Consider the following 8,193-nt stretch of genomic DNA (forward strand, 5'->3'; position numbering starts at 1 on the left):
GAATGGACTATTTGGTTATTCGAAAAAACCAGCAAAGAGTAAATGGCCTGATTAACGAAAAAAGGCTTAAGGAAGCCCTTGATTTGCTTTCAGATCTGGTACGTGAAACACATAACAGTGAGACCATTGACAGTCATTACAATCTTGAAATGACTTATAAAAGCCTGTTAAAATATACTGTTGAAGGATTTGCCGATCCTGAACGCCAGAGAATATACAATCATCTGGTTACCGACATCTATAAACTGGCCGATGATACTTTCCTCTCTTTAAACACACGGTTTGGCCAGGGGGTGTTTTACGATTTGCGAAGGAAATATAAGGAGAACCCGGAGTCACTATACATTAATACATTTAACAATGTTTTTGACGAGTTGGATAAGTACAACCTAATGGAGGGTGATGACCAACCGTATGGTGATGAACTCAACCAGGAATTCTTGAAATTGTTTGAGTTGCTCCTCAGCCGGGAAGAGTTATATGCAAAAAAAGATGAGAACGCTGTTGCAAATCTGTTTAAAGGAGAAAAAATGCCCTGGCCGCGCCAGTGCATTTTTGTAAGTGCCGTCACCATTCACCTACTGATGCACTTTAATTATTCTGCACTTGATTTGTTATTTGATCTGCTTAAACATCCTCATCAGGAGGTAAAGCAACGAGCGCTTGCAGGGCTTTTGCTGGTTTTATACAAATACGACAGCAGATTACCACTCTATGGAGAAATAGCTGAAAGGCTGGCTCAGTTGAAGGAGTCTGATGTAACAGAAACAATTTTGCAGACTGCGGTTATTCAGATCATGCGCACCCGAGAAACCGAGAAACTGGCGAGGAAACTTACAGATGAAATACTGCCTGAAGTAGCCCGCATTCATCCAAACCTAAGAAACCGACTTGATTTGGACAACATCATTGGCGACAAATTTAAGGAAGGGAAAAATCCCGATTGGGAAGATATCTTTTCAGATTCTCCGGAACTGATGAATAAACTTGAAGAGTTCTCAAAACTTCAAATGGAGGGTTCAGATCTGTTTCTTTCAACATTCAGAATGCTGAAACATTTCCCGTTTTTTAACCGCATGGACAATTGGTTCCTCCCGTTTTCATACCCAAACCCAATTGTGACTGATATTTTGAAAGATGAATCGGCTCCATTTCAAAATCCCGATCTGTTGAAAGGTATGGCAGAATCTGGAATTTTGTGCAATTCAGATAAGTTTTCGCTTATTTTAAGCATTCCGCAAATGCCATCAGCCCAGAAGGGAATGATGGGACAGATGTTTATGGCTGAAATTGGAGCAATTCGTGAAATTGAGAAGAGCGACCAATTAATAGGGCCAGAAAAACAGGCTCTTTCCATCTCAAATCAATACATACAGGATCTATATCGCTTTTTCAGGGTATATCCTAGAAAAGATGCTTTTGAAGATCCATTTTCATGGAAACTTGATTTTTACAACAAATGGTTTGTACAAACCATTTTTAAGGATGGTGATTTCTATCTAAAACTTGGAGAATATCTTTTTAACAAGGATCGATACCCCGAGGCATTAGAATGTTATAATGCTGCCTCAGATTTCACAAAGCCTACCATGCAGATTTTGCAAAAGCAGGCATTTTGCCATCAGCAAAATGCTCAATATAAGCAAGCTTTGGATCTCTATTTAAAGGCCGATCTGTTTAATGATAAACAGGTTTGGAATCTTAAAAAAATTGCACTCTGTTACCGCCATCTCAATAATCCGGAAAAAGCGCTGGAATACTATCAGAAAGCAGAAAAAGTAAAACCTGACGATCTCCACAACCAATTGAGTATAGGCCACTGTTTATTAGAGTTGAAGGATTTTGAACAAGCTCTGAAATACTATTTTAAAGTAGAATATCTGGCTCCTGATAATAAAAAAGTATGGCGACCTATTGTTTGGTGTGCTTTGGCGCTCGGCAAATTTGATCAAGCCGGGAAGTATTGTGATAAGTTGTTGCAGGACCAGCCTTCGTACCATGATTACATCAATATGGGACACGTTAAGTGGTGTGAAAAGAACCGTGAAGAAGCTCTTCAATGGTACCAAAAGGGAATAAAGCAGCCCGGGTTTTCCATGAAAGAGTTTCTGGATACGCTCCAAAACGACAAAGAGATATTAGCTACACACGGGGTGGATGAAACTGATATACCCATTATGATTGATCAATTAAGGTATTATCTGCAACCTTAGCGACTGTTAAAATTATATCTAACAGATTAATAGATTTTAGATTATTAGACCGATAGACAAGATTAAACCGAAAATAAGATAAATCTAATTATCTTTCTCAACTACTCTATCTGTCTATGATCTAAAAGTCTTCGAGTCTATAATATGTTTTATAAGTTAAGTTTAAGCAGTTACATAACAATAGATCGTTAGACTTTCAGATATTAGATTTAAGATACAACCAAAACTTTTATTATCAGACAATTAGTCTCCATCCAAACATGTCTGTATGTATCTGATAATTAGGTAAATAAAAAAGATTGACGAACTATTAACATAAAATAATGGTTCTTTAATCTTATGAAGAGGTTGGAAAGACTCGCTGACTGTTTGTCTTTGAAGATTCCAATATTACAAGATAAATATTTCAGGAAATATGCCCAAAAAGAAACCTGTTATAGAGCTATACAGTTATGGAATTTATGCACCCTGGGACAGAGAGTCCAAGCAAATTCCAAAATTATTACAGATTACAACTGATATACCCGTTGAACCGGAAATTGAATTTGGTTACGTATTAAAAATCAAGAAAGCCAAAGGTTCTAGCATTACCTTTATAATGAATCACCCACCTTTCAGAGATGATGAGGGCAATGTATCACCTCCTTTTGAAGGAAGCGAATTTGTGAACAGCAATGATTGGTCTTTTTTCCTAGGTGATACTGTTTGGCCTCCTTACGAGGATAAAGCAGGCATATGGGAATTGATTACTTTTCTTGACGGGGAAGAGATTGCCAGGAAAACATTCAAATTATATAGCAGCGAAAACGATTAAGAGAGGGTTATGCTAAACAAGAATGTACCGAAAGCGATTAGTACTAGTACTATAATCACCTCAATAACAGAATAAATGAAAATTTTGCGTTTAAGTTTAGCAATGGTTTCTGTCTCCTTCTCCTCTGTTCGTAAAATATTAAACTTCACTTTTCTTTTTTTTTCAAAACAACATTCTTATTTGACACTCTCGAAGTACAAATAAAAAGATTAAATTTTACTCTTCCAACCACTGCCTCATAGGTTTATGATAATTTAACTCTTTTTCCTGATAAAACAAGGCTTTTCAGGGATGAAAAATTAAAAATTGTTTTCAGACAAAGTGTTCTTTTTACAATTTACCTAAAAATATACGATGCAAGATTGTTTTTACACGTTAAAACGAAAATGCATAATGTCTCCGTCACACACTTTGTATTCCTTCCCTTCAACATTCATTTTTCCTGCTTCTTTACAGGCATGCTCCGAACCATACTTTACAAAGTCGTCGTATTTTATAACTTCTGCGCGAATAAATCCTTTCTCAAAATCAGTGTGGATAACTCCGGCAGCCTGAGGGGCAAGCGCTCCTTTCGGGAAAGTCCAGGCTCTTACTTCTTTTTCTCCGGCAGTAAAGTAAGTTTGCAGTTCAAGAAGTTTATATGCGCTCCTTATCAGTTTTGCCACACCCGACTCTTTAAGCCCAATGTCTTCAAGAAACATTTGTCGCTCCTCGTAAGTCTCCAACTCAGCAATGTCTGCCTCTGTTTGCGCTGCTATAACCAATATCTCGGCACTCTCTTCTTTGATGGCTTCCTTTACAGCTTCAACATGCTGGTTGCCTTCAACCACTGAATTTTCGTCAACATTGCATACATACATCACAGGTTTATTGGTCAAAAGGAATAGTTCACCTGCAACTTTTTCTTCGGGAACGGTTAACTCAACTGTTCGAGCTGATTTTCCCTGAAGTAATGCTTCTCTGTATTTTACGAGTACCTCATAAAGTTTTTTGCTGTCAGGGTCTTTTGCTGTTTTTGCAATTTTTTCAACCTTTGGCAAACGGGTCTCAATCGTCTCCATATCTTTCATCTGAAGTTCAATATCAATGACCTCTTTATCGCGAACCGGATCAACAGATCCGTCAACATGTGTTACATTGTCATCCTCAAAACAACGCAATACATGAATGATTGCATCCGTTTCGCGGATATTGGCCAAAAATTTATTCCCCAGCCCTTCTCCCTTACTGGCACCCTTTACCAATCCTGCTATATCAACAATTTCGACAGTGGTGGGTACAACCCTTTGTGGCTTTACAAGTTTTTCAAGCTCTGTTAATCGGTCGTCAGGCACAGTTATAACTCCAACATTGGGCTCAATTGTACAAAAAGGAAAGTTTGCCGATTGTGCTTTTGCATTCGACAAGCAGTTAAACAGCGTCGATTTCCCAACATTAGGAAGTCCAACTATACCACACTTTAAAGCCATCTCTAATTAAATTCACTCGTGAGTAATTCATAATAATGTCTGTCACTAAGCAATGATTGCAGACAGACGAAAAAATTGACTGCAAAAGTAATCTATTTTTTTCGATATATGTGACGGAGGTAGTTTAATTTTCTCATCAAGGATTAATATGGTCACACTCTGTTCAAAAATCTATGATTTTGAACAGAAATGACATGCCTTTGTCTGGTTTTATAGCTAGAGAAGTTTTTTTGTGTATATATGCCTTTGAGAATGAGATGTTCAAAAACCAAACAGGAAAAATGTATGCTTTACACTAAGAAATTGGTTGTTACTCAAATAAAAGTCTTTATTTGTCAAAACTGATTAACAAAAAATCAGTGAAGTTCATAAAAATAGATACTTTTGCCACGCATTCATCCCTATTCAACATCTACTAAAACAAGACATTATGAAAAATGAATTACGAAATGCATTGATTTTTTTGACTTTTCTTTTGACGCTGAATATCAGCATTCAGGCTCAATCATCAGTATTATTAAATGAGACATTTGAAACAATTGAAAACTTCCCTTCAGAGGGTTGGGATGTGGTTTGGAGTCATGGAGTTGAAATCGAAGATGAGAAGCTTCGAATTTCATCTGGTGGAATAATTCTAAGTCCCGAAGTGCCTATTGATTGGAGTAATACAGACCAGATTAGAGTATCCTTTAGGTACAATAATACAGTAACAGAAGAGCTGGAAAGCAACATCCCAATGACACTTTATTTGTCATTATGGGAATCTCAGGAACGTGATGGGAATTCACCAGCCGAAGGACGAGGACATATTACTAATTTCAAGGTTCTAAATACTACCAAGCAGTTTAAAACAGTAATGTTTTCATTGACAGAGGCAGAGTGGGAACATAGCTCACTGGTTCTTTGTTTTAATTTTGAAGGTGGAACCCACGGCAGCTCAATCTCTTTTTTAGATGATATACTAATAATTTCTTCGAAAGCAACAGCTGAGCCAATACCTGATTTCTCATCTGATTTAAAGACTGCATCAACCAATCAGGCGGTTTCGTTTTTTGATCTTTCCACAGAAGCCCCAACCCATTACACATGGATTTTTGAGCCGGCAGAAGATATTGCTTTTCTTCAAGGCACATCAGCCAACTCCGCAAATCCGATCGTGAGTTTTGGCACTCCCGGTTCGTACTCGGTTACTTTAGTGGTTGAGAATGCATTTGGAAGTGATTTTGTTTCCAAACCAAACTTTTTAACCATCAGCTGTAGTGCTATTTCAAATGATTTTTACAATGGGCATATATCAAGTGTAACGATTAATGACAATGTTAATCATTCACATCGATCTCAATACTCCGATTTTTCATGGATATATAATGAAGTTGATTTATCGGTAATAGATCAGTTAACAATTTCTGCTACCGCAGATAATTGGCAGACATTTAACCCTCAAATGTTCTGGGCATTATATATTGATTGGAATAATGATGGTGTTTTTGATTCAGCACCGTTTATTGAGGTAAACTCCCATGATTCTCCCGGAGTTGTATGGGAAGTTCCTTTGTTGGAAGATATTGAAGAGGGACAGATTAAATTGAGGATAATCCTGGCAAGCAATCTTGAAGATGCAGAAACATCTTGTGGTTCGATATCTTTCGGAGAGATTGAAGATTATTCTGTTTTCTTTGTGAAAGGCGATGACAATGATGCTCCAACGAAAACTTTTCATCTTGAAAATAGCGAAACTCACATTGAAGTGTTTTCATCAGAGAATGGCTTGGATATATATATAGATAACTGCAACTCAGATTTGTATTCTATTCGCTTAATCAGTTTGTGCGGTCAGGTATTGAGAACAATACAGACTCATCAATCTGAATTTACATTAGAATTACCTTCTTATTCGGCTGTATATATTGTAACTGTTGCATCAGCATCCTCTCATTCAGTATTTAAAGTGCTTAATCGTTAGTTATCGTTTCAATCCTATCATTAAATGGTTGTTTCCAACTCTAATGATGGCAAAGCGTAAAAATCAAAATAAAGTATTGTTATGACTAAAAGGATCACCTAAAGAATAGGCATATAATAAAGAGACTGTTTGATTTTGCAGTCTCTTTTTTTGTACCTTCGTACGTCGAAATTTAAAAAGTGAATCAAGAAACGCGGTTAGTCAGCGAAAAATGCACATCTCCGACCAGGAAATATTAGCCATGATGGCGATACCTCAACAGCGCGAAGAAGCTTTTAAGTTACTCGTTGACAAGTTTAGTCAGCGTCTGTATTGGCATTTGCGAAAGATGGTTGTCATACATGAGGATGCTGATGATTTGTTACAAAATACTTTCGTAAAGATTTGGAATAACCTGGATAAATTCAGAGGGGATTCTTCGCTTTTTACCTGGCTATACAGAATTGCTACCAATGAAGCTCTTAATCACCTCAACAAAAAAAGAACAGAGTTACTGAATTCATTTGACGATTTGGAGAATGTTATGTCAGGCAGACTTGACGAAGATCCTCTTTTCTCTGGCGATGAGATTCAAAAGCGGCTTCAAAAAGCGATCCTCTCTCTTCCTGATAAACAAAGACTGGTTTTTAACATGAAGTATTTTGATAATTTGAAATATGAAGAGATGGCTGATATTTTGAACACTTCGGTGGGTGCTCTTAAAGCTTCATATTTTCATGCAGTAAAAAAGATTGAAGCATTGATAGATAATGAACTATTTTAATTTGGTAATTGATTGATTAAACCTTTTAAAGAACCAACAATCAAAGAAATAAACAAACACCTAGCGGGTGTTTGTAGGGAGCGAAATACCGGTTATAATTAATGCCGGAGGTTTATGGTTCCATTTCATTTATAATCCAATGGATAAAAACAAGAAAATATGGAATAGAGAACTTCCTTTCAAAGCCCCTGACGGGTACTTTGAGGAGTTTGAGTCCAAACTTTTTCAAAAAATCAATATAGAAGAAAAAGAAGAGGCTGTTTCAACTGTGAAGAAACTTTCGGTTTTTGCACCCTGGATTGGAATGGCTGCAGCTTTCTTAATCATTGCGCTTGTATATAAGCAGTTGCCTGAACGAATTTTTCCAGACAATTTTATGCAAACCGAATCGGTGCAGTCAATTGAGTTCTATCAGGTAACACCGGCTGACTATTTCAAAGAATATGAACTTTTGGAGTTCATCTCTGAAACCGAAAGCCTTTATATTCTTCCGGACAGCACCTTTTTTGACGCTATTGACGAGGAAGAGTTGATCATGTTGACTTTATTCTATTAAAGTTTTCAGTACAATGCAGATTTTGAGACCAGATTAGTTTGTGAGAATCAAGTTGGGGTTTCTGACTTGGTTTGCAACAATAAATCCATAGATAAATTTTACAGATCATGAATAGAATATTAGCCATCATAATTTTGGGGATGCTTTTTCTCTCTGCTTCCTCTCAGAAGAAATGTTCCAAGGCAGAGCAAATTCAAAGGTTTAAAGATCAAAAGGCATCTTTTATATCTGAAAGAATTGGACTTAACGATGCCGCCTCGAACCGATTTTGGCCTATTTATAATAACTATTCTCATAAAAAGGATAGCCTTATCGCAACCAGAAGTATGGCCAGACGGAATCTTGAAACTAATATGGCAAATTTGACCAACGCAGAAAAAGAGGCATTGGTTGATTTGCAGATTCGCCTAAGATG

6 protein-coding genes and 1 pseudogene are annotated in these 8,193 nt (G+C 37.0%); 6 read left to right on the plus strand and 1 reads right to left on the minus strand.

Going from position 1 to position 8,193, the window contains the following annotated elements; all coding sequences use genetic code 11:
- Positions 1-2 precede the first annotated feature (2 nt).
- On the plus strand, positions 3-2,213 hold the full coding sequence (locus EV194_RS15525; protein WP_132435233.1) for a tetratricopeptide repeat protein: 2,211 nt from the start codon (positions 3-5) through the stop codon (positions 2,211-2,213).
- A gap of 415 nt (positions 2,214-2,628) precedes the next feature.
- Positions 2,629-3,027, plus strand: a complete 399-nt coding sequence (locus EV194_RS15530; protein WP_132435235.1) for a DUF3859 domain-containing protein — start codon at positions 2,629-2,631, stop codon at positions 3,025-3,027.
- Positions 3,028-3,395: 368 nt separating this feature from the next.
- Here the strand turns inward: EV194_RS15530 and ychF are convergent, their stop codons facing one another.
- The gene (gene ychF, locus EV194_RS15535; RefSeq protein ID WP_132435237.1) at positions 3,396-4,496 is read right to left on the minus strand and encodes a redox-regulated ATPase YchF; all 1,101 of its coding nucleotides are present in this window, start codon (positions 4,494-4,496) and stop codon (positions 3,396-3,398) included.
- A gap of 430 nt (positions 4,497-4,926) precedes the next feature.
- On the opposite strand from ychF, the gene EV194_RS15540 reads away from it, so the two are divergent.
- The 4 genes and pseudogenes from EV194_RS15540 to EV194_RS15555 form a co-directional block, all read left to right on the plus strand.
- The gene (locus EV194_RS15540; RefSeq protein ID WP_132435239.1) at positions 4,927-6,459 is read left to right on the plus strand and encodes a GEVED domain-containing protein; all 1,533 of its coding nucleotides are present in this window, start codon (positions 4,927-4,929) and stop codon (positions 6,457-6,459) included.
- A gap of 211 nt (positions 6,460-6,670) precedes the next feature.
- Positions 6,671-7,222 carry an RNA polymerase sigma factor gene (locus tag EV194_RS15545; RefSeq protein WP_132435241.1) on the plus strand — a complete coding sequence of 184 codons (552 nt, stop codon included), beginning with the start codon at positions 6,671-6,673 and terminating at the stop codon, positions 7,220-7,222.
- A gap of 67 nt (positions 7,223-7,289) precedes the next feature.
- The gene (locus EV194_RS15550) at positions 7,290-7,778 is read left to right on the plus strand and encodes a hypothetical protein (RefSeq protein ID WP_132435243.1); all 489 of its coding nucleotides are present in this window, start codon (positions 7,290-7,292) and stop codon (positions 7,776-7,778) included.
- Between the two features lie 107 nt (positions 7,779-7,885).
- Positions 7,886-8,193, plus strand: a pseudogene (locus EV194_RS15555) (hypothetical protein); the annotation flags it as partial.

Origin of the sequence: Natronoflexus pectinivorans (assembly GCF_004345615.1) — a bacterium.
Taxonomy (GTDB): domain Bacteria; phylum Bacteroidota; class Bacteroidia; order Bacteroidales; family Marinilabiliaceae; genus Natronoflexus; species Natronoflexus pectinivorans.

Excerpts from the sequence above, each read along its gene's own strand:
- EV194_RS15525 (WP_132435233.1), top strand. The coding sequence starts at position 3 with ATGGACTATTTGGTTATTCGAAAAAACCAGCAAAGAGTAAATGGCCTG.
- EV194_RS15530 (WP_132435235.1), top strand. The coding sequence starts at position 2,629 with ATGCCCAAAAAGAAACCTGTTATAGAGCTATACAGTTATGGAATTTAT.
- ychF (WP_132435237.1), bottom strand. The coding sequence starts at position 4,496 with ATGGCTTTAAAGTGTGGTATAGTTGGACTTCCTAATGTTGGGAAATCG.
- EV194_RS15540 (WP_132435239.1), top strand. The coding sequence starts at position 4,927 with ATGAAAAATGAATTACGAAATGCATTGATTTTTTTGACTTTTCTTTTG.
- EV194_RS15545 (WP_132435241.1), top strand. The coding sequence starts at position 6,671 with ATGCACATCTCCGACCAGGAAATATTAGCCATGATGGCGATACCTCAA.